Consider the following 17,943-nt stretch of genomic DNA (forward strand, 5'->3'; position numbering starts at 1 on the left):
ATCACGACCGAACCCGCAGTACCCGTAGCACCCGAAGACCACCCACAGATAAAAATACCGAGGAGACAAACCATGGCCCTGTCCTGCCTGCCCACCGTCCTGCGCGCCAGCGTAGCCGCCGCCCTGACCATCGCCGCCGGCGCCGCCAGCGCGCAAGCCGATTTTCCCAACCGTCCCATCACGCTGATCGTGTCCGCCGCGCCCGGCGGCACCACCGACATCGCCGCGCGCCTGATCGCCCAGCCCCTGGGCGCGGCGCTGGGCCAGAGCGTCGTGGTCGAGAACAAGCCGGGCGCTTCCGGCGGCATCGCCGCGCAGACCGTCGCCCGCGCCAAGCCGGATGGCTACACGTTGCTGCTGCAGTACTCCGGCTTCCAGGTCATCACCCCGCACGTCACGCCGGCCGCCGGCTGGGATCCCATCAAGGACTTCGCGCCCGTGGCCAACGTGCTGTCGGCCCCGCAAGTGGTCGTGGTGCGTCCCGACCTGCCCATCAAGTCGCTGAAGGAGCTGGTCGCCTACGCCAAGGCCAACCCGGGCAAGCTGAACTACGCCTCGTCCGGCAACGGCTCGCTGCAGCAGGTGGCCACCGAGCTGCTGAACCAGATGGCCGGCACGCAGATCACCCACATCCCGTACAAGGGCACCGGCCCCGCGCTGAACGACCTGCTGGGCGGCGCCGTGGACATGACCATCACCACGCCGCCTCCGCTGCTGGGCCAGATCGCCGCCGGCAAGCTGCGCGCCCTGGCCGTCACCGGCAACACCCGCCTGCCGTCGCTGCCCGACGTTCCCACGGCCGCCGAAGCCGGCTACCCCGACCTGATCGTCTCGTCGTGGTTCGCCATGTACGCGCCCAAGGACACGCCCGCGCCGGTCGTGGACAAGATCGCCGGTGAGATCCAGAAGATCATGCAGGGCGACGCCTTCCGCCAGAAGGCCGCGGAGCAGGGCGCCGAAGCCATCTTCATGGGCCCCAAGGAACTGGGCGCCTACACCCAGGCCGAGCTGGACCGCTGGGGCAAGGTGGTCAAGGCCGCCAACATCACGGCCAACTGATTTCGCTGTTTTTGTGATGGGTCAGGGCGGCGCGAGGCCGCCGCCCTGACCGGAAAAAGGCGCGCTATAATCGCCGCCTCTGTCCCGGTTTCATGACCGCGGCACGACACCCGAGCGGGTGTAGTTCAATGGTAGAACGGCAGCTTCCCAAGCTTCATACGAGGGTTCGATTCCCTTCACCCGCTCCAGAAATTCTCCACACTCGGCATGTGACTTTGGGACGCTCCTCAAGGTCTGGAAGCTCCGCGTAATTTCTCTGCTGGGTTTTGCGGGTATTCCGCGAAATTCGTAAGCAGCAAGCCGCGCGGCTGGCAAGTGAACACCCCTTAATCGTATTGCTGCATGCCGCGTCGAGCACTTCCAAGACAGGTGGTCTGCCATGGCGCCTCACGTCAGCCCCCAGAAAAATCTGTCAGCCGCGGATGCGGTCGCATGCCGTCTGTAGTGGGCGATCTGGCGTCTTTATGGAATCAAATATGAATGGAATTATCGCTTAAGCGTTCATATATGATCAGTAGAAATCCGCTGAACAATTGATCGAAATCTGCCTATATGTTCAAATATGAGTGCCTAATGATTTTCTTCGGCCATATTTGAGCAGGTGTATCCATGTCATCTTCCGAGCAAGAAAGTTCTGGTTCACGGGTCGCGTTGCCGCGGCCTGTGGAGCGTGCGCTGCGCGGCCTTGGGCAGGACATCTCGACAGCGCGCCGCATGCGCCGGTTAAGTCAGGAAGACCTGGCACAGCGTATCGGCACGTCATTGAGCACGGTCAGGCGCATGGAAGACGGCTATCCCGGCACCGCCCTGCACACCTTCCTGCGCGCCTTGCAGGTACTTGGCCGCCTTGAGGCTGTGGTGAAGGTGATGGCAATGGAAAATGACGCGCTGGGGATGGAACTGGTGCGGGAACAGTTGCCCCAACGCGTGCGGACGTCCCGTGGCAGCAAGCCAAGTGTTGCTCGCTCCGCTGCTGCCAAAGAAGGCGCTGCCGATGACACCAATGAGCTGCAGGGATTCTGATGGCTACCAAGGCATCCAGGCGTCAGGATCTAGAGGTCCATCTCGGTTCCAGCGGCCAGGTCGTGGGCCGGCTATATCTGGGTAGCGCCAAGCGCAGCGCGTTCAGCTACGACGAGCGTTGGTTGCGAGATTCGCGATTTTTTGCGCTATCGCCCGACCTGCTGCCCATCCTGAGTGTTCAACATCCTCAAGAGGCGTTCTTTCGCGCGCTGCAGGACACTGCGCCAGACTCGTGGGGTGAACGCGTGATTCGGCGTGCCCACGCAAGATGGCGGCAGCAAGACCGCGAGACGCCCGCGCTGGAGCCTGTCGACTTCTTGATGTGGGTGGATGACGAAGCCCGTGTCGGCGCTCTGCGTCTTTTTGATCCTCATGCCAAAGTCTATTTGCGCTCGGGCGGAACACATTGGCACGTGCCGCCTTTGCTGGAACTGGATAAAGTCGTGCAGGCGGCCCGCGCGTTGGAGGCCGGCACGGAGAGCGAGCGCGACCTGCAATATCTGCTTGGGCAAGGCACCTCATTGGGCGGAGCCAGACCAAAGTCAACCGTTCGAGATACGGATGGCCGTCTGGCCCTGGGCAAGTTCCCCAGCCAGGCGGACAAGCGCGACGTTATTCGAGGCGAGGTGCTGGCCATGCATCTTGCCGCCAAGGCGGGCATCAACGTGGCAACGGCGCGTGTGGAGTTGATCAATGGGACGGCGGTCGCCATCATCCGGCGTTTCGACCGGACCGTTGATGGCGGCCGTATTCCCTACGTGTCAGCCGCGACGATGCTGGAGTCTGATGGCCGCGACACGGCGCATGCGTATACGGAACTGGTGGACGCCCTGCTGCAGGAAGGCGCCAACCCGATCGCCGACATCCATCAGTTGTGGCGCCGCCTGGCCTTCAATTTTCTGATCTGCAATACCGATGACCATTTGCGCAATACGGGGTTTCTGTATGACGCGCGCAATCATGGATGGCGTCTGTCGCCGGCATTCGACCTCAATCCGATGCCAGGCGATCGCCGCGAGAGCAAGACATGGCTGACCGAGGACTCCGGACCGATTGACAGTCGGGACGTTCTGATGGAAGGGGCGCCTTACTTCAGATTGGATGCAGAGGAAGCGGCTGCGATCTGGGCGGAGGTGGCCCGGGCAGTGGACAGCTGGCGTCCGGTGGCCAAGGGCTTGGGCATGCGAGGTACTGATTTGGTCGATTTTGACCCCGCATTTGCGTAGCGTCCCCCTGCCCGCTAGCCGCGCGCGCCATCCCCGCGCTCGATGCGGCGCGCAAACATGGCGAAGCTGGCGCGCACGATGGCGGGCTTGAGCAGGAAATCGTGCGATTCGGCTGCCAGCGCGTCGTCGACCGGCCGCACTTCGCCGTAGGCGGCCGCCGCGAGCAGCTGGTTGCGCGCCGCGCGTTCGATCAGCACCGAGAGGTACAAGGTCTCCTCCACCGAGGACGTCGCCGCCAAAAAGCCGTGGTTCGCCAGCAGCACGCAGCGCTTGCCGCCCAGCGCGGCGGAGATGATCTCGCCTTCCTGGTCCGCGATGGGCAGGCCCGGCCACTCCTTGAGGTGGGCGCAGTCGTTGTGAAACGGCGTGGCGTCCATGTGCGACACCACCAGCGGGCGGCCCGTCATGGACAGCGTCGAGACATAGGGCGGATGGGTATGGATGATGCAGCGCACATCGGGCCGATGGCGGTAGACCCAGAAGTGAAAACGCACGGCCGGGTTGGGCGTGCCCTCGCCCTGCAGCACTTCCATGTTGTCGTTGATGCGGATCAGCGATTCTGGCCGGATCTCGTCGAAGGCCTGAGCCAATGCCGTGGTGAAGAAGGTGCCATCATCGTTGCGCACCGTGATTTGTCCGGCCAGCGTTTCGGAATGCCCTTCGCTGGCCAGGATGCGACAGCTCAGGGCGATCTTCTCCTGCACGCTCCAGTTGCCGAAATCCAGCTTGTTGGCCGAGCGCTGGAAAAACGCATCGGATTGGCGCTGCTTGTCGTCCACATTCGTCTCCTGATAGGGGCCTGGTGGGGAATTACACCGCGCGCAGCGCGCAAGGCGATTGACCGCAGGCGCACAAGGATTGTCCGAGAGTGACAGCCCTAGGGTAAACAGCAGGTGTGCGCCGGATCACGGCCGATACAATCGTTCAGCGGGCACCGGGCCCGCCCTGAAAGTCTGGTGCTCCCGCAATGCACGTCCCTTCCTCGATTCCGACCGTTGCTCCTCAGCCGGAACCCGACCTGAACTTTGCGCCGCGTTTTCGCCCGTTCTACGAGGCTGAGCTGTCCGGCTATAAGGCGCAACTCGACAAGCTGGTGCTGCCGGGCGACTTCCGCGCGCTGACCATGCAGCCGCGCCTGCATTTGCAGGCCTGTCGCTTGCGCGCCGGCGGGCTGGCTGTGAATCTGGAGTCCACGCCCATCGCCGTCCAGCATCGCGCCGAACACGCCGCCGATGCCCTGCGCGCCGAGTTCCTTGCCAGCTTCATCATCGAAGGGCATGGCGTGATCACCCAGAACGGCGCCTGCCTGCCGGTGGATGCCGGCGACATCATTTTCCGCACCACGGCGCTCCCCTCCGAAGTGCGCATGCTGACGGACTCGCGCCTGGTGGTGATCAAGGGGTCGCTATTGCGCCTGCTGGGCATGCATCTGCGCGACAGCTCGCAGTTCACGGCCCAGCGCGCCGCCGCAACACTGCCCATGGTGCGCACGGCTCACAGCTGTCTGGCGCATGTTTTTTTCGATCAGGCAGAGACCAGCCCGACCTCCGGCATGTTCGCCGAGCAGGCGCTTCTTTCGCTGCTTGCGGCGATCTACACCAGCCAGGCGCTGGACCAGATCCCGGCGGCCCAGCGCGGTCCCATCGAGAGCTGGCAGGCGCTCACCAGCTATCTGGACGCCCATATCGCCGACCCCGACCTATCGGTGGCCGAGGTCGCCCGCGCGCTGCGCGCATCCAGCCGCTGGGTGCATCGCCTGTTCCAGATGCAGGGCACGCAGTACAACGAGTATGTGCGCGAACGCCGCCTGCATCTGGCGCGCCTGGCGCTGGAGGACCCGCGCAAGGGTCACGTGCCGGTCAAGGACATTGCGCTGTCCTGCGGGTTTCAGGACGCAAGCCATTTCAGCCGCCGCTTTCGGGAGCGCTTTGGCTACCCGCCCAATCAATACCGCGCAACGGCCTGCCCCGCCGCATAGCGGGGCAGGCCAGCGGCCTCAAGCGGCGCGACGCTCCTGCCCGGTGGGCTTCATCAGGAAGGCCGACGTGCCGGCGATCACGCCCAGCACGGCCAGATAGGCGCCCACCGGCACGATGCTGTCAAAGCGCGCCACCAGCATGGCCGACACCAGCGGAGCCAGGCCGCCGCCGATGGCCGCCGAGAACTGCACGCCGATCGACAGCCCCGAATACCGAAGTTCCGCGGGAAATTGCGCCGCATACAGGCTCGATTGGGGCGCGATCATCATGGCGTAGTTCAGCGCCATGGCGATGAACACGGCAATGCTGTATGCCAGGAGCGAGCCGCTGCCCACCGCGATGAAGATGGGGATGGCCATCACCGCCAGCAACAGGCCGCCCCAGCCGCAGACGCGCCGCGCGCCGTAGCGGTCGCCCAGCATCCCGAACAGCGGAATCGTGAAGATCAGTACGGCCGCGCCGTACAGGAGGGCATGCAGCGCATCGCTGCGGCTGAATCCCAGCGTGGACACCGCGTACGACACGGAAAACACCAGGAAGGTGTAGATCAGCGTCACTTCGGCCAGCTTGCAGCCGATGCAGAGCAGCAGCGCCTTTCCGTGCTTGCGCAGCAGCTCCGCCACCGGCAGCTTGACCTGGGTGCGCTGGGATTTGACGCGGGAAAAATCGGGAGACTCGTCGATGCCCCGGCGTATCAGCAGGCCCACCACGATCAGCACGGCGCTGGCCAGGAACGGCAGGCGCCACCCCCAGGACAGGAAATCCTCCTCGGGCAGCCGGGTCACCAGCGCGAAGGCGCCCACCGACAGCAGAATGCCCAGCGGCGCGCCTACCAGCGGCAGGCTGCCGAACAAGGCTTTCCAGCGCGGCGGCGCGTGCTCCACGGCCATCAGCATGGCGCCGCCCAATTCACCGCCAAACGACAATCCCTGGCCTACCCGCAGCGCCACCAGCAGGACCGGCGCCCATACGCCGATCTGCGCGTAGGTGGGCAACAAGCCGATGAGCACCGTACAGATGCCCATCATGAGCAGGCTCAGCGTCAGCATGGACTTGCGCCCGATGCGGTCGCCGAAGTGGCCAAAGAGAATGCCGCCGAGGGGGCGCGCGAGCATGCCGCTGGCAAAGGCGGCGAAGGCCGCCAGCGTGCCGGTCAAGGGATCGAACTGCGGAAAGAACAGCATGTTGAACACCAGCGCGGCGGCGGTGCCGTAGGCGAGAAAATCGAAGGCCTCCACCGCTGTGCCGACCACCGTGGCCACGGAGACCCGAAAAAGATTCGGTTTGTTGCCGGATGCCGTAACGGCGTCCGAGTTGGTGGCTGCGTCCATGTTTTCTCCTTGATGATCGTTTTTTTGCGAACAGGACCTAGGCGGCATGCCCGGGCGGGATGTAGCCGGGCAACCGTTCGATGCGTCGGCGCCAGGCGGACAGCGCGGGATAGGCGGCCATGTCGATGCCCGCCTCTTCGGCCAAGGCCAGGTAGCCATAGCAGTCGATGTCGGCCACGCTGGGCGCTCCCGCCAGCCAATCGTTCCCGGCCAGGCGCTTTTCCATCAACTCCAGAACGCGGTCGGTGCGCCGCTGCAGGCCCGCCAGATCCAGCAGCGCCTCGCTCACGCCAAGGTGATGGGCGGCCTCGGCGTGGCTGACCACCCGCGTCAGGCGCAGCGGCTGCAGGCTGTTGGCAATCTCGTTTGTCGAAACCGATATCCACGCATGCATTTGCCCGCTATGCGGCAGGGGCACCAGCCAGTGCGGCGCGTGCTTCTGCGCCAGGTAGAGCAGGATGGCGTGGCTGTCCCAGAGCGCCAGGCCGTCGTCCTCGATGGCGGGCACCTGCCGCCAGGCGCTGATGCGCTCGAACGCTTCAGTCTGGTTCTTGCGCGCCAGCACGTCGATGAATTCGCGCCGGCAGGGCAGGCCGATCAGCGACAGGAACAGGCGCACCTTGTAGCAGTTGCCGGAACGGGGATGGTCGTAGAGCGTGAGCATGGGGAGCGTTCGCTTGGCGTCCCGTCTCGGCGGGCGTGTGGATGAGCTGCGGCTAATGTTAGGTAGCAGCCGCGCCGATAGCCTTGCCAGAGCGCGCACAGGCCTTGACCGCAAGCGACAGGAAATGCCCAGGCTCCAGGCGGACCTGCCGAAAGCAGCGAAAGGGTGCATGCGGCGGTCCCCACCGCCGCGCATGGGCTACGTTGACGAAGGCGCGCCCGGCTCCGCGGATATGGGCTGCATCCGGGTAAAAGGGGCCGCACTCACTGGCTGAGTTCCTCGGCCAGGAATCCACCGCTCTGGTGCCGCCACAGCCGGGCGTAGATGCCGTCCAGCTCCAGCAGTTCGGCATGGCTGCCTTGTTCGATGATGCGGCCTTCGTCCATGACGATGAGGCGGTCCATGGCGGCGATGGTGGAAAGCCGGTGGGCGATGGCGATGACCGTCTTGCCCTTCATGACTTCGTCCAGGCTTTCCTGGATGGCCGCCTCGACTTCCGAATCGAGGGCGCTGGTCGCTTCGTCCAGCAGCAGGATGGGGGCGTTCTTGAGCATGACGCGGGCGATGGCGATCCGTTGGCGCTGGCCGCCGGAGAGCTTGACGCCACGCTCGCCGACCAGGGTGTCGTAGCCCCGGTTGCCGTGGTTGTCGCTCAATTGATCGATGAATTCGTCGGCCTGGGCGCGGGCCGCGGCCGCCCGGACTTCGGCGGGATCCGCGTCGGGACGGCCATAGGCGATGTTGTCGCAGATCGACCGGTGCAGCAGCGAGGTGTCCTGGGTGACCATGCCGATGGCGCTGCGCAGGCTGTCCTGGGTGACCTGGGAGATGTCCTGTCCGTCGATGCGTATCTGGCCGCGGTCCACGTCGTAGAAACGCAGCAGCAGATTGATCAGCGTGGACTTGCCGGCGCCGGAACGGCCGACCAGGCCGATTTTTTCGCCGGGGCGCACGGTGAGGCTCAGGCCGTCGAGCACCTGGCGCTCGTTGTTGTAGTTGAAGTACACCCGGTCGAATTCGACCTTGCCGCGCGTGACGCGCAGCGGGACCGCATCGGGCGCATCCTGGACTTTCGGAGGGTGGGTCAGGGTGGCGATGCCGTCCTGCACGGTGCCGATGTTCTCGAAGAGCGAGGTCATCTGCCACATGATCCAGTGCGACATGCCGTTGACCCGCAGCGCCATGGCCGTGACGGCGGCGACGGCGCCGGTGCCGATTTCGCCGCCATGCCATAGCCACAGGGCGTAGCCGCCCGCCGAGAAGATCAGCGCCGTGGCCAGCACCTGGTTGAAGATCTCGAACTTGCTGACCAGACGCATCTGGCGATAGCCCGTTTCCCTGAAATCCTCCATGGCGGCGCGCGCGAAGCGGGCTTCGCGGTTGGTGTGCGAGAACAGTTTGACGGTGGTGATGTTGGTATAGGCATCGGTCACCCGGCCGGTCATGGATGACCGGGCGTGCGCCTGCTCTTTCCCGACCTTGCCCAGGCGCGGCACGAAATACACCATGGTCAGGCCGTAGAGCAGCATCCAGGCGATGAAGGGCAGCATCAGGCGCCAATCGAATCCGCCCGCCAGCGCCACGATGGCGAAGAAGTAGACGGCGATGCCCAGCACGATTTCGCAGAAGGTGAGCAGCACTTCGCGCACCGCCAGGGCAGTCTGCATGACCTTGGTGGTGACCCGCCCCGCGAACTCGTCGGAGAAGAACGACAGGCTTTGCCGCAGCATCATGCGGTGGAAGTCCCAGCGCAGGCGCAGAGGCAGGTTGATGGCCAGGATCTGGTGCTGCACCACCGTGCGCAGGCTTACCAGGACGATGCTGGCCAGCAGCACAAGGCCGATGCCCCACAGCACCTGGCGCTCATGCGCCGACGCGGGCTCGCCGGCATGCCAGACGGCGAGCAGATCGACGATCTGTCCCAGGAACGCGAACAGCCAGGCTTCGTAGATGGAGACCGCGGCGCTGAGCACCGCCAGCGCGGCGATGTAGCGGCGCGATCCGTGCGTGCAAAACCAGAGGAACGCGAAAAACCCCTTTGGAGGCAGGGGGACGTTCTCGGGCGGGAACGGGTTGAGTTGGCTTTCAAATCTGCGAAGCAAGGCAGAGGCTCCAGGATCGGGATTTATCGCTTTGAGGCCGGCCATGGGCGCGGCGCAAAGAAGCGCCGGCCTGGCATGGGGCGGCGCCCTTCGGCGTCATTTAAGCGCATTTGCAGACGTCGAGGATGCGGGAACGATCGGCGCTTGTCCAGGTGCGCAACTGCCAGCCCTGCTCCGCAAGGCGGCCCGCCCAGGCCGGCGATTACCCGGCCAATGCCGCGCGCGCCACGCGCTGCCTGAAAAAATCCGCCATGGTTGCCGCGGCGAGCGACAGCGGGGTCCCCCTAAGCGTCATGATGCCGATGCTCGCGACCGGCATCGGAACCTCCGCTCGAATCCGCGTTGCTTCGCCGCCGTACGGCCGGACGTTGAGCATGCCGGCGGGACAGATGATCAATGCGTCGCTTCGGGTCATCAGGTTCCACATCACGCCGAACGTATCGCAGTCGATGACGCGGCCGGGCTCTTGCAAGCCCTGTGCCCGCAGGCCGTCCAGAAAGGCCTCGGTGTGGCTGCCTCCCGATACGTTGAGCAGCCATTCGCAGCCGCGGATGTCTTCCCAGCGCGTGGCGCCTTCCAATGGATGGCCACGCCGGCAGGCAATCATGAATTCGAGCGGCCGCAGCGGTTCGAACTCGAATTCGTGCTCGCCCGCGCTTGCCGCCATCATGCGGGACGCCAGCGCGAAATCCAGCGCGCCGTTGCGAAGCGCGGGCTGGACCGCCGCGAGCAGGCCCTCCGAGACCTTGACCTTGGCGGCGGGCATGCTTTGCCTGAAATCGCTCAGCACGTCGGGCAGCACGCTCAGCATCACCATGGGGGTCACGCCTACCGCCACCCGCGCCTGGGCGCCGCCGAGAAGCTGGCGGATGTCCTGGCGCGCAAGCGTGAGCTGCGCTTGGGCGAGCCGGGCGCGCACCGTCAGGCGATCGCCGCATTCGGTGACCGCGATGCCCCTGGCGCTGCGCGTAAGCAGCGGCGCGTCGAGTTCGGTTTCCAGTTCCTTGATGGCCTTCGTCACCGCGGCCTGACTCAGGTGCAGGCTACGCGCGGCTGCCCTGATGCTGCGAAGTTCGGCCACTTTCAACCAGGCCCGAAGATGATGGTCTTTCACGCGCACCTCGATAGTGACAACCAAGGATTGTCACCTTAACAAAAATATAGCCTTACATGTAGCGCAGGCGATCTTTAAGCTTCACGACGACAAGATGACGTGCGATCCCAAGTCTGGTTCCGTGCAGCGCTTCAGGAGAAAGCTCATGCTGATTTTTTCAGGTCGTGCCCGCCGGGCCGTTACGCTGTGTTTTGCGCTGCTCGCGGCAGCAAGCGCCGGCGCGGCCCAGGCCGAATGGCCCGAGCGGCCAATCAAACTCATCGTGCCGTATGTCGCGGGTTCCGGCCCCGACGTGGTGTTGCGTCCGATCGCCGAAGCGCTCGGGCGCGAACTGGGCCAGCCGGTGGTCGTCGACAACCGGGGAGGCGCGGGAGGCATCGTCGGCACCCAGCTGCTGGCCACCTCGGCGCCGGACGGCTACACGATCGGTTTCGGCAACCTGGTGACCCTGGCGATCAACAAGAGCATGTATCCGAAGCTGCCTTATGACCCTCAGCGCAGCCTCTCGCCTGTCAGCCTCGCCATCAGCAACGCGCTGGTGCTCATCGCCCGCAACGATCTCCCGGCAAACAACGTCCAGGAGCTGATCGCCTACGCCAGGAAAAATCCGGGCAAGGTCAGCGTGGGCTCGCTCGGCGTGGGCTCGAGCGCCCACCTGGCAGGTGAAATGCTCAAGAGCGAGACCGGCACCTCCATGCTGCACGTTCCCTACAAGAGCGGCCAGCAAGCGGTCGTCGACATCGCCGGCGGGCAGCTCGATGTCATGATCGACAACGTCGCCGGCGTGCTGCCCTTCATCCGCTCGGGCCAGGTCAAGGTGCTGGGAGCGACCAGCGCTGCGCGCGTGCCCGTCCTGCCGGACGTGCCGACCGTCGATGAGTCCGGCTTGAAGGGATTCGATGTGGTGTCCTGGGGAGGAATCGTCGCGCCCGCGGGCACGCCCAGGCCCATCATCGACAAGCTCAATGCCGCCGTGGCGAAGGCCCTGCGGGACCCCGCGGTCCTACAGCTCAACGCGACGCTGTCGGTTGACGCGACGCCGTCCACGCCGGAGGAGTTTTCCAGCCTCATCGCGACCGAGATTCCGCGTTGGGGAGCGATGGTGAAGCGCTCCGGCGCGTCGGCCGACTGACCACGTCCATAGAATTCGGAGCCACCATGACGAACGAACTCTGGCGCTGGAGCGCCCTTGACCTTGCCCAGGCCATCCGGGCCGGGGATGTGTCAAGCCGGGAGGCGGTGCAGAGCTGCCTGGCGCGTGCGGAGCAAGTCAATCCCGCCTTCAATCCGCTTTCCGAAATCCATGCCGGCCAGGCCCTCGGCTCGGCCGATGCCGCCGACGCCGCCGTCCGCGACAAGAAGGAACTCGGGATGCTTCATGGCGTGCCCGTGACGATCAAGGCCAACGCCGATCTTGCCGGATCGGCAACGACCAACGGCGTCGTCGCGTATCGCGACGTCGTCGCCCAGGAGAGCAATCCGGCCGTCGACAACTGGGTGAAGGCCGGCGCGGTGGTTATCGGCCGCACGAACGTTCCGGCGTTTTCCTGGCGCTGGTTCACCGACAACGATCTGCACGGGCGCACCGTCAATCCGTTCGACGCCGCGCGCACGCCCGGCGGATCCAGCGGCGGCGCGGCCGTCGCCGCCGCCCTGGGCATCGGCGCCCTTGCGCACGGCAGCGACCAGGGCGGGTCGATCCGATACCCGGCCTACGCTTGCGGCGTCGCGGGGCTGAGGCCGTCGCAAGGCCGGGTGCCGGCATTCAACGCCAGCCAGCGGTCCGAGCGCCCGGTTGCGTCGCAGATGGCTGCAACCCAGGGTCCCCTGGGCCGAACCATCGCTGACCTGCGGCTGGGACTGGCCGCGATGTCGTCCGGCGATGCTCGCGATCCGTGGTGGGTGCCGGCGCCGCTTGAGTTGCGGCAGCCTGGCGAAAGCCGGCGCGTTGCGCTGTTTCGCGGCACCGCGGCTTTCCGGGCCGACCCAGCGGTGCTGGATGCGCTGGAGCGGTCGGCTGCCTGGCTGGAAGACGCCGGATACATCGTCGAAGACGCGACGCCGCCCCGGTTCGACGAGGCGGCCGACCTGTGGCTCAACGTTCTGATGAACGAGTCCTCCGGATCCATGCAGCGCGAGATCGAGCGTGTCGGGGACCGGGCGATCCAGCGTGCGTACCAGAGCATGCTGGCGCATACGTCGATCCTGGACAAGGACGGCTTCATCGAGGCGATGGCGATGCGCACGACGATCCTGCGCGAGTGGAGCGTGTTCTTTGATCGCTTCCCCGTTCTGCTCATGCCGGTGTCGTTCGAACGGCCGTTCCTGGTCGACGAGGATCAGCAAGGCGACGAGGCCATGGGGAGAATGATCCGCGCCCAGAGTCCGCTGATCTCGACCGCGATCCTGGGCCTGCCGGGCCTGTCGGTGCCGGTCGGCCTGTCGGACGGCGTGCCCATGGGCGTGCAGGTGGCTGCGGGACGGTTCAGGGAAGACCTTTGCCTTGCGGCGGGCGAGGCTATCGAGGCGCGCGCTTCGTGGAATGTCCTGGAGAGGCTTTCCTTCTGATGCCGCCGGCGCATTCGTGATGGCCTTGACGTGTAGACGTGATGGCTCATGCCGATGCGAGTCGCGAGCGCGGCTTTAAGTCATGCGCTCGGCTGGTTCGCGGTGGATGTTTCGTTTGGAGAAATCCCGGAATTACGGCAAACTTCCCATGGCTTTTTTGCAATGCGTACTACCTGTTCAAGTGATGCTCTATTCAGCGTGCGCGCAATGCGCAACGTTTCATCAAGCAGCTTGCCGGTGAATGAATGCGCCGGCGGGCAATCTACTGGATGGTATTCAATGGCAAAGCGCGGTCATGGTCATTGCGATAGGCCCTCGTGCAACACGGGGCCCGCATGTGTCTCCCTGGATTCAAACCGCCTTCCATGGCCGAGTCCTCCCGCTCATCGCCATCTCCTTCCTGTTTTTCCCAGAACGTTTCCGGCCGCTTAGCGTCGGCGTGGTGCGCCTGAGCGGCTGACCCGGCATTCGCGGGCCAGGCGCACGGCAGGAAGTTGCCTTGACGGGAAGCGGCCGTAAGCTGGCGCTGCCCTGTCGCATTCCAATCCGGGATTTCAACAGGAACAACGCGGCATGTTCATCCGAAGTCTTGGAATAGGCCGGCTTGCGGGCGCATTGATCGCCATGGCGGCAATGGGCATGGCGGAAGTCCGGGCGCAGCCAGGCTCGTTCACCGACCCGGAGGATGGCGCTTTCGACATGAGCGACTTTCTTCTGCACCGCAAGGGCGTGCTGCCGGTGCCGATGATCATTACCGAACCCGCGGTGGGCTACGGTGGCGGCCTGATGCTGCTGTACTTTTCCGAATCGCTGGCGGAAGCCGGACAAAAGTCCAAGGAGGCGGGCGGTCCCTTGACTCCCCCGAATATCACAGGCGCGGGCGTCATGGGGACGGAGAACGGTTCGCGCGGCGCGGGGCTGTTCCACTTTCATACCTGGGACCAGGACCGTTACCGGTACATAGGCGCATTGGCGCAGGGCCGGATGAATCTGGACTACTACGGCCTGCTCAACCAGGGCCGCAGCTATGAGCTGAAGGGAACATTCCTGGTTCAGCAGCTGCTCGCCAAAGTCGGCGATTCGCGCTGGTACGTGGGGCCGCGCTATACCTATTTCAAGTCGGATACGACCTTTACCGGCGCCGGCGCCACGGAACTGGGCATCAAGGATCAGCAACTCAGCGTCGGAAAGCTGGGACTCGTCGTCGACTACGACAACCGCGACAATATGTTCTACCCGACCAAGGGCAGCTACGCGGAGTTGGAAGCTCAATTCGCTCGTGGCTGGCTGGGCGGGTCGAAATCCTTCGAGTCCTACCGGGCGCGCGGCTACACCTGGTTGCCGCTGAACCCGAAATGGACGCTTGGCCTGCGCCTGGACGGGCAGACCACCAGCGGATCGGTGCCGTTCTATGCGCAGCCGTATGTCGACCTGCGCGGCGTGTCGCGCGGGCGCTACCAGGACCGGACCGCGCTAGCCACGGAAATGGAATTGCGGTGGAATCTCACGCCGCGCTGGTCGGTGCTCGGCTTTACAGGCGTCGGCAAGGCCTATGGGCGCTGGAGGTCGTTTGGCGAGGCGGATAATGTCGTGAGCGTTGGCACGGGCTTTCGCTACCTGATCGCCAGAAAGCTGGGGCTGACGGTCGGTATCGACGTCGCGCACAGCAAGGACCAGAACGCCTTCTACATTCAGGTGGGGAGCGCATGGCGCTAGGCGGCACAACGGCGCTGCGGCGCCGGGTCCGCTCAGCGCCGAATCTCCTTCATCCCGGACCCTGGTCTGCTCCGGGCTTGCGGCTGATCTTGGCATGCCGGTACAACCCGTCCATATCCAGAACCGTCAGTCCGCCGTAGTGCGTTCGCAGTACGCCCGCGCGCGCCAGGCGCGTCAATGCCGTGTTGCAGCGCTGCCGCGAAACGCCGCACAGGCCGGCGATCTCTTCCTGGGATATCTTCAGGCGCCCATTGGTGCCCGAATGCAGCTCGGCGTCGAGCTGCGCCGCGACGGCGCGGGCCACGGTGGTATCGACGTCGAGCAGCACGTTGCCGGTATAGCAGCCCATCAGCCAGTTCACCCGCTGGGCCAGATGGGTCATCAGCGCCTTGGTGAATTCGATATTGTTGTTCCACAGGCGCTCGCAGGTATCGCGCGGCAATATCACGACCCGGCTCGGCCGCAAGGCCACCACTTCGTATTCAAATCGCTCGCGGCGGATCATGGTGGCTTCGCCGAACCAGCTTCCGGTGCTGAAGCCGGCCAGCGACAGGGACTTGCCGTCGGCGCCGCGGGACGACCACTTCACCAGGCCTTCCACCACCCCATACCAGCCCGGCGACCGCGAGCCCTCGCGAAACAGATACTCGCCGGCGGCCAGCGACACGGTGCGCAGCTCGGCGCGGACCACGTTGCGTTCAAGTTCGGGCAAGCCTTTGTACCAGGGCACCACATCGAGCATCTTGTCCACCGGGCACTGCGCGAGCCGCCGCTTCGCGCTTGACGAGGCGTGGCCGGTATCGGCAGGCAGTCCGCGCATACTTCCCCCCTGTTTCGCTTTGGGATCCTGCTCAGGTAAACCCTAGGATTCTTTGTCAACATGATGACTGTCCGCACGACAGCCCGGTCGCAGAATGGTTGACGCCCTTCGGGTCAAAAACCATAAGAGGAGACCGGTATGTTGTCAATGCCACGCATGATGTCCGCCACCGCCACAGCCTGCGGCATGGCCGTCGCGCTGCTGGGCGCCAATGCCGCCCACGCGCAGATTTCGGATGATGTCATTCGAATCGGCTTCATCACCGACATGTCCGGCGTCTACTCGGGCCCGGATGGCCCCGGGGGCGCGGAAGCCATCAAGATGGCGATCGAGGAAATGGGCGGCGAGATCAACGGCAAGAAGATCGAGCTGTTGACGGCGGACCACCAGAACAAGGCGGACATTGCCTCGGCCAAGGCGCGCGAGTGGTTCGACCAGCGCGGCCTGGACATGCTGATAGGCGGCACGAATTCCAGCACGGCGCTCGCCATGTCCAAGGTGGCCGCGGACAAGAAGAAGCCCTTCATCGTGGTGGGCGCGGGGGCGCCCGCGCTGACCAACGAGCAATGCACGCCCTATACCTTGAACTACGCCTACGACACGGTGGCGCAGGCGCGCGGCACGGGCGCGGCGGTCGTCAAGGCGGGCGGAAAGAGCTGGTACTTCCTGACGGCCGATTACGCCTTCGGCAACGCGCTGCAGGCCGATACCACCACGGTGGTCAAGGCGGGCGGCGGCACCGTCGTGGGCTCGGTCAAGCATCCCCTGGCGTCCAGCGACTTCTCCTCGTTCCTGCTGCAGGCGCAAGGCAGCAAGGCGGACATCCTGGCCCTGGCGAACGCCGGGGCGGATGCGACGAACGCGATCAAGGCGGCCAACGAGTTCGGCATCACCAAGACCATGCGGCTGGCCGGGATGATCATGTTCATCAACGATATCCACGCCATGGGACTGCCGGCGGCGCAGGGCATGTACCTGACCGACAGCTGGTATTGGAACGCGTCGGACGAGACCCGCTCCTGGGGCCGGAAGTTCTTTGACCGGCGCCAGGCCATGCCCTCGTCGCTCCAGGCCGCGGACTATTCGGCGGCGCTGCAGTATCTGCGCGCGGTCAAGGCCACCGGCACGGACGACGCCGACCGGGTGCTTGCCCATCTGCGCGAAAACAAGCTGAACGACATGTACATCAAGGACGGCGTCGTCCGCCCGGACGGCCGCGTCGTGCACGATATGTATTTGTTGCAGGTGAAGACGCCGGAACAGTCCAAGGAGCCCTGGGACTATTTCACCGTGCTGCAGGCCATCGATGGCAATGAGGCCTTTACCAAGCAGGCTGAGAGCCGCTGCGCGCTCTGGAAATCCTAGGAGAACCATGATGGCCAAACGCAAAGTGATCGTGACCATTGCCCCGACCGGGGGCATGGCATTGAAAAGCCAGAACGCGAACCTGCCGACCCAGCCCGCCGAAATCGCCGAGGACGTCTACCGCTGCTACAACGCCGGCGCCAGCGTGGTGGCCCTGCATGCGCGCCGCCCGGACGATCTTGCCACCTGCGACGCCTCGGTCTATCGCCGGATGAACCAGCTCATCCGCGAGCGCTGCGACATCGTGCTGAACAACTCGACGGGCGGCGGAGTGCATGGCGACATGGTGAAGGAGACGTCTCCCGGAACCTGGGAGATCCTGTGGGAGGAGCGGATCAAGGGCATGGATGCCGGCGCCGAGATGTGCACCCTGGACGCGACGACCTTGAACCTTGCGTTCGGCGACCGCGAATACCTGATGAACACGCCATTGAGCAGGGCGCGCGAGCTGGCGGCCGGCATGAAGGCGCGGGGCATCAAGCCCGAGTGGGAGGTGTTCAGCCCGACGCACATCCTGCAGGATGCGACGACGCTGATCAACGAGGGCCTGGACGAAGGGCCCCATTTCATCAACCTGGTCATGAACGTGCATCGGAATTTCCAGAACGCCATGCCGTTCTCGCCGCGCCATCTGCAGATGATGGTGGACCTGCTGCCGAAGAACAGTATTTTCTGCGTCAGCGGCATCGGCCCGTCGCAGCTTGAGGCCAACATCAGCGCGCTGCTGCTGGGCGGCCATGCGCGGGTCGGTCTGGAAGACAACCTGTACTACCGCCACGGGGAACTGGCCACCAACGTCCAGCTGACCGAGCGCATCGTGCGCATCATCCGGGAAATGGACATGGAACCCGCGACGGCGCAGGAGGCCCGCGAGATTCTCGGCTTGCCGCTGCAAAGCGGCATACGCCCCGAGTTCGCGCTCTGACGCGGGATTCCGCCGGCGCGGCGACAAGCCGCGCCAGCACTTATTCATTCA

At 64.9% G+C, this 17,943-nt stretch carries 15 protein-coding genes and 1 tRNA gene; 10 read left to right on the forward strand and 6 right to left on the reverse strand.

Annotated features, from left to right (window positions below):
• The first annotated feature begins 72 nt into the window (after nt 1-72).
• From ACFWP0_RS06305 to ACFWP0_RS06320, 4 genes are all read left to right on the forward strand, one after another.
• Entirely contained in the window at nt 73-1,059 is a 987-nt protein-coding gene (locus tag ACFWP0_RS06305) for a Bug family tripartite tricarboxylate transporter substrate binding protein (RefSeq protein WP_377840548.1), read from the forward strand.
• A 114-nt stretch (nt 1,060-1,173) separates the two neighbouring features.
• Nucleotides 1,174-1,247, forward strand: a tRNA-Gly gene (locus ACFWP0_RS06310).
• Between the two features lie 421 nt (nt 1,248-1,668).
• On the forward strand, nt 1,669-2,082 hold the full coding sequence (locus ACFWP0_RS06315) for a multiprotein-bridging factor 1 family protein (RefSeq protein ID WP_377840549.1): 414 nt from the start codon (nt 1,669-1,671) through the stop codon (nt 2,080-2,082).
• The gene (locus ACFWP0_RS06320; protein WP_377840551.1) at nt 2,082-3,308 is read left to right on the forward strand and encodes a type II toxin-antitoxin system HipA family toxin; all 1,227 of its coding nucleotides are present in this window, start codon (nt 2,082-2,084) and stop codon (nt 3,306-3,308) included. Before ACFWP0_RS06315 ends, ACFWP0_RS06320 begins: the two co-directional genes overlap by 1 nt.
• A 14-nt stretch (nt 3,309-3,322) precedes the next feature.
• Here the strand turns inward: ACFWP0_RS06320 and ACFWP0_RS06325 are convergent, their stop codons facing one another.
• Nucleotides 3,323-4,087, reverse strand: a complete 765-nt coding sequence (locus ACFWP0_RS06325; RefSeq protein WP_377840552.1) for an aldolase — start codon at nt 4,085-4,087, stop codon at nt 3,323-3,325.
• 188 nt (nt 4,088-4,275) lie between these two features.
• On the opposite strand from ACFWP0_RS06325, the gene ACFWP0_RS06330 reads away from it, so the two are divergent.
• On the forward strand, nt 4,276-5,286 hold the full coding sequence (locus tag ACFWP0_RS06330; protein ID WP_377840554.1) for an AraC family transcriptional regulator: 1,011 nt from the start codon (nt 4,276-4,278) through the stop codon (nt 5,284-5,286).
• An 18-nt stretch (nt 5,287-5,304) separates the two neighbouring features.
• Here ACFWP0_RS06330 and ACFWP0_RS06335 read toward each other — a convergent pair whose 3' ends face one another.
• The 4 genes from ACFWP0_RS06335 to ACFWP0_RS06350 all read right to left on the reverse strand — a co-directional run bounded on the left by ACFWP0_RS06335 (nt 5,305) and on the right by ACFWP0_RS06350 (nt 10,522).
• On the reverse strand, nt 5,305-6,618 hold the full coding sequence (locus ACFWP0_RS06335) for an MFS transporter (RefSeq protein ID WP_377840555.1): 1,314 nt from the start codon (nt 6,616-6,618) through the stop codon (nt 5,305-5,307).
• 37 nt (nt 6,619-6,655) lie between these two features.
• Nucleotides 6,656-7,282, reverse strand: coding sequence for a glutathione S-transferase family protein (locus ACFWP0_RS06340; RefSeq protein ID WP_377840556.1), 627 nt, complete (start codon nt 7,280-7,282; stop codon nt 6,656-6,658).
• A gap of 263 nt (nt 7,283-7,545) precedes the next feature.
• Nucleotides 7,546-9,384, reverse strand: a complete 1,839-nt coding sequence (locus ACFWP0_RS06345) for an ABC transporter ATP-binding protein (RefSeq protein WP_377840558.1) — start codon at nt 9,382-9,384, stop codon at nt 7,546-7,548.
• 202 nt (nt 9,385-9,586) lie between these two features.
• Nucleotides 9,587-10,522: a LysR substrate-binding domain-containing protein gene (locus ACFWP0_RS06350; protein ID WP_377840559.1), complete on the reverse strand. Its 936-nt coding sequence runs from the start codon at nt 10,520-10,522 to the stop codon at nt 9,587-9,589.
• Between the two features lie 121 nt (nt 10,523-10,643).
• Between ACFWP0_RS06350 and ACFWP0_RS06355 the strand changes: the two genes are divergently transcribed.
• From ACFWP0_RS06355 to ACFWP0_RS06365, 3 genes are all read left to right on the forward strand, one after another.
• Entirely contained in the window at nt 10,644-11,630 is a 987-nt protein-coding gene (locus ACFWP0_RS06355) for a Bug family tripartite tricarboxylate transporter substrate binding protein (protein ID WP_377840560.1), read from the forward strand.
• Between the two features lie 26 nt (nt 11,631-11,656).
• The gene (locus tag ACFWP0_RS06360; RefSeq protein ID WP_377840562.1) at nt 11,657-13,066 is read left to right on the forward strand and encodes an amidase family protein; all 1,410 of its coding nucleotides are present in this window, start codon (nt 11,657-11,659) and stop codon (nt 13,064-13,066) included.
• Between the two features lie 624 nt (nt 13,067-13,690).
• Nucleotides 13,691-14,782: a BamA/TamA family outer membrane protein gene (locus ACFWP0_RS06365; protein ID WP_377841169.1), complete on the forward strand. Its 1,092-nt coding sequence runs from the start codon at nt 13,691-13,693 to the stop codon at nt 14,780-14,782.
• 49 nt (nt 14,783-14,831) lie between these two features.
• Here the strand turns inward: ACFWP0_RS06365 and ACFWP0_RS06370 are convergent, their stop codons facing one another.
• On the reverse strand, nt 14,832-15,602 hold the full coding sequence (locus tag ACFWP0_RS06370; protein ID WP_377840564.1) for a Crp/Fnr family transcriptional regulator: 771 nt from the start codon (nt 15,600-15,602) through the stop codon (nt 14,832-14,834).
• Between the two features lie 147 nt (nt 15,603-15,749).
• Here ACFWP0_RS06370 and ACFWP0_RS06375 point away from each other — a divergent pair, with 147 nt between their 5' ends.
• Both ACFWP0_RS06375 and ACFWP0_RS06380 read left to right on the forward strand, forming a co-directional pair.
• Nucleotides 15,750-16,967: an ABC transporter substrate-binding protein gene (locus ACFWP0_RS06375; protein WP_377841170.1), complete on the forward strand. Its 1,218-nt coding sequence runs from the start codon at nt 15,750-15,752 to the stop codon at nt 16,965-16,967.
• 10 nt (nt 16,968-16,977) lie between these two features.
• Nucleotides 16,978-17,892 (forward strand): 3-keto-5-aminohexanoate cleavage protein, encoded by a 915-nt coding sequence (locus ACFWP0_RS06380; RefSeq protein WP_377841172.1) that lies wholly within the window; start codon nt 16,978-16,980, stop codon nt 17,890-17,892.
• Nucleotides 17,893-17,943: the final 51 nt, after the last annotated feature.

The organism is Achromobacter sp. NPDC058515 (genome assembly GCF_042721735.1).
In the GTDB taxonomy this organism is placed as follows: Bacteria; Pseudomonadota; Gammaproteobacteria; order Burkholderiales; family Burkholderiaceae_B; genus Achromobacter.

Bases quoted from the DNA above. Each gene is read 5' to 3' on its own strand.
- ACFWP0_RS06330 (WP_377840554.1), top strand. From the start codon at position 4,276: ATGCACGTCCCTTCCTCGATTCCGACCGTTGCTCCTCAGCCGGAACCC.
- ACFWP0_RS06375 (WP_377841170.1), top strand. From the start codon at position 15,750: ATGCCACGCATGATGTCCGCCACCGCCACAGCCTGCGGCATGGCCGTC.
- ACFWP0_RS06305 (WP_377840548.1), top strand. From the start codon at position 73: ATGGCCCTGTCCTGCCTGCCCACCGTCCTGCGCGCCAGCGTAGCCGCC.
- ACFWP0_RS06370 (WP_377840564.1), bottom strand. From the start codon at position 15,602: ATGCGCGGACTGCCTGCCGATACCGGCCACGCCTCGTCAAGCGCGAAG.
- ACFWP0_RS06380 (WP_377841172.1), top strand. From the start codon at position 16,978: ATGGCCAAACGCAAAGTGATCGTGACCATTGCCCCGACCGGGGGCATG.
- ACFWP0_RS06360 (WP_377840562.1), top strand. From the start codon at position 11,657: ATGACGAACGAACTCTGGCGCTGGAGCGCCCTTGACCTTGCCCAGGCC.
- ACFWP0_RS06315 (WP_377840549.1), top strand. From the start codon at position 1,669: ATGTCATCTTCCGAGCAAGAAAGTTCTGGTTCACGGGTCGCGTTGCCG.
- ACFWP0_RS06355 (WP_377840560.1), top strand. From the start codon at position 10,644: ATGCTGATTTTTTCAGGTCGTGCCCGCCGGGCCGTTACGCTGTGTTTT.
- ACFWP0_RS06340 (WP_377840556.1), bottom strand. From the start codon at position 7,282: ATGCTCACGCTCTACGACCATCCCCGTTCCGGCAACTGCTACAAGGTG.
- ACFWP0_RS06365 (WP_377841169.1), top strand. From the start codon at position 13,691: ATGGCGGCAATGGGCATGGCGGAAGTCCGGGCGCAGCCAGGCTCGTTC.
- ACFWP0_RS06335 (WP_377840555.1), bottom strand. From the start codon at position 6,618: ATGGACGCAGCCACCAACTCGGACGCCGTTACGGCATCCGGCAACAAA.
- ACFWP0_RS06320 (WP_377840551.1), top strand. From the start codon at position 2,082: ATGGCTACCAAGGCATCCAGGCGTCAGGATCTAGAGGTCCATCTCGGT.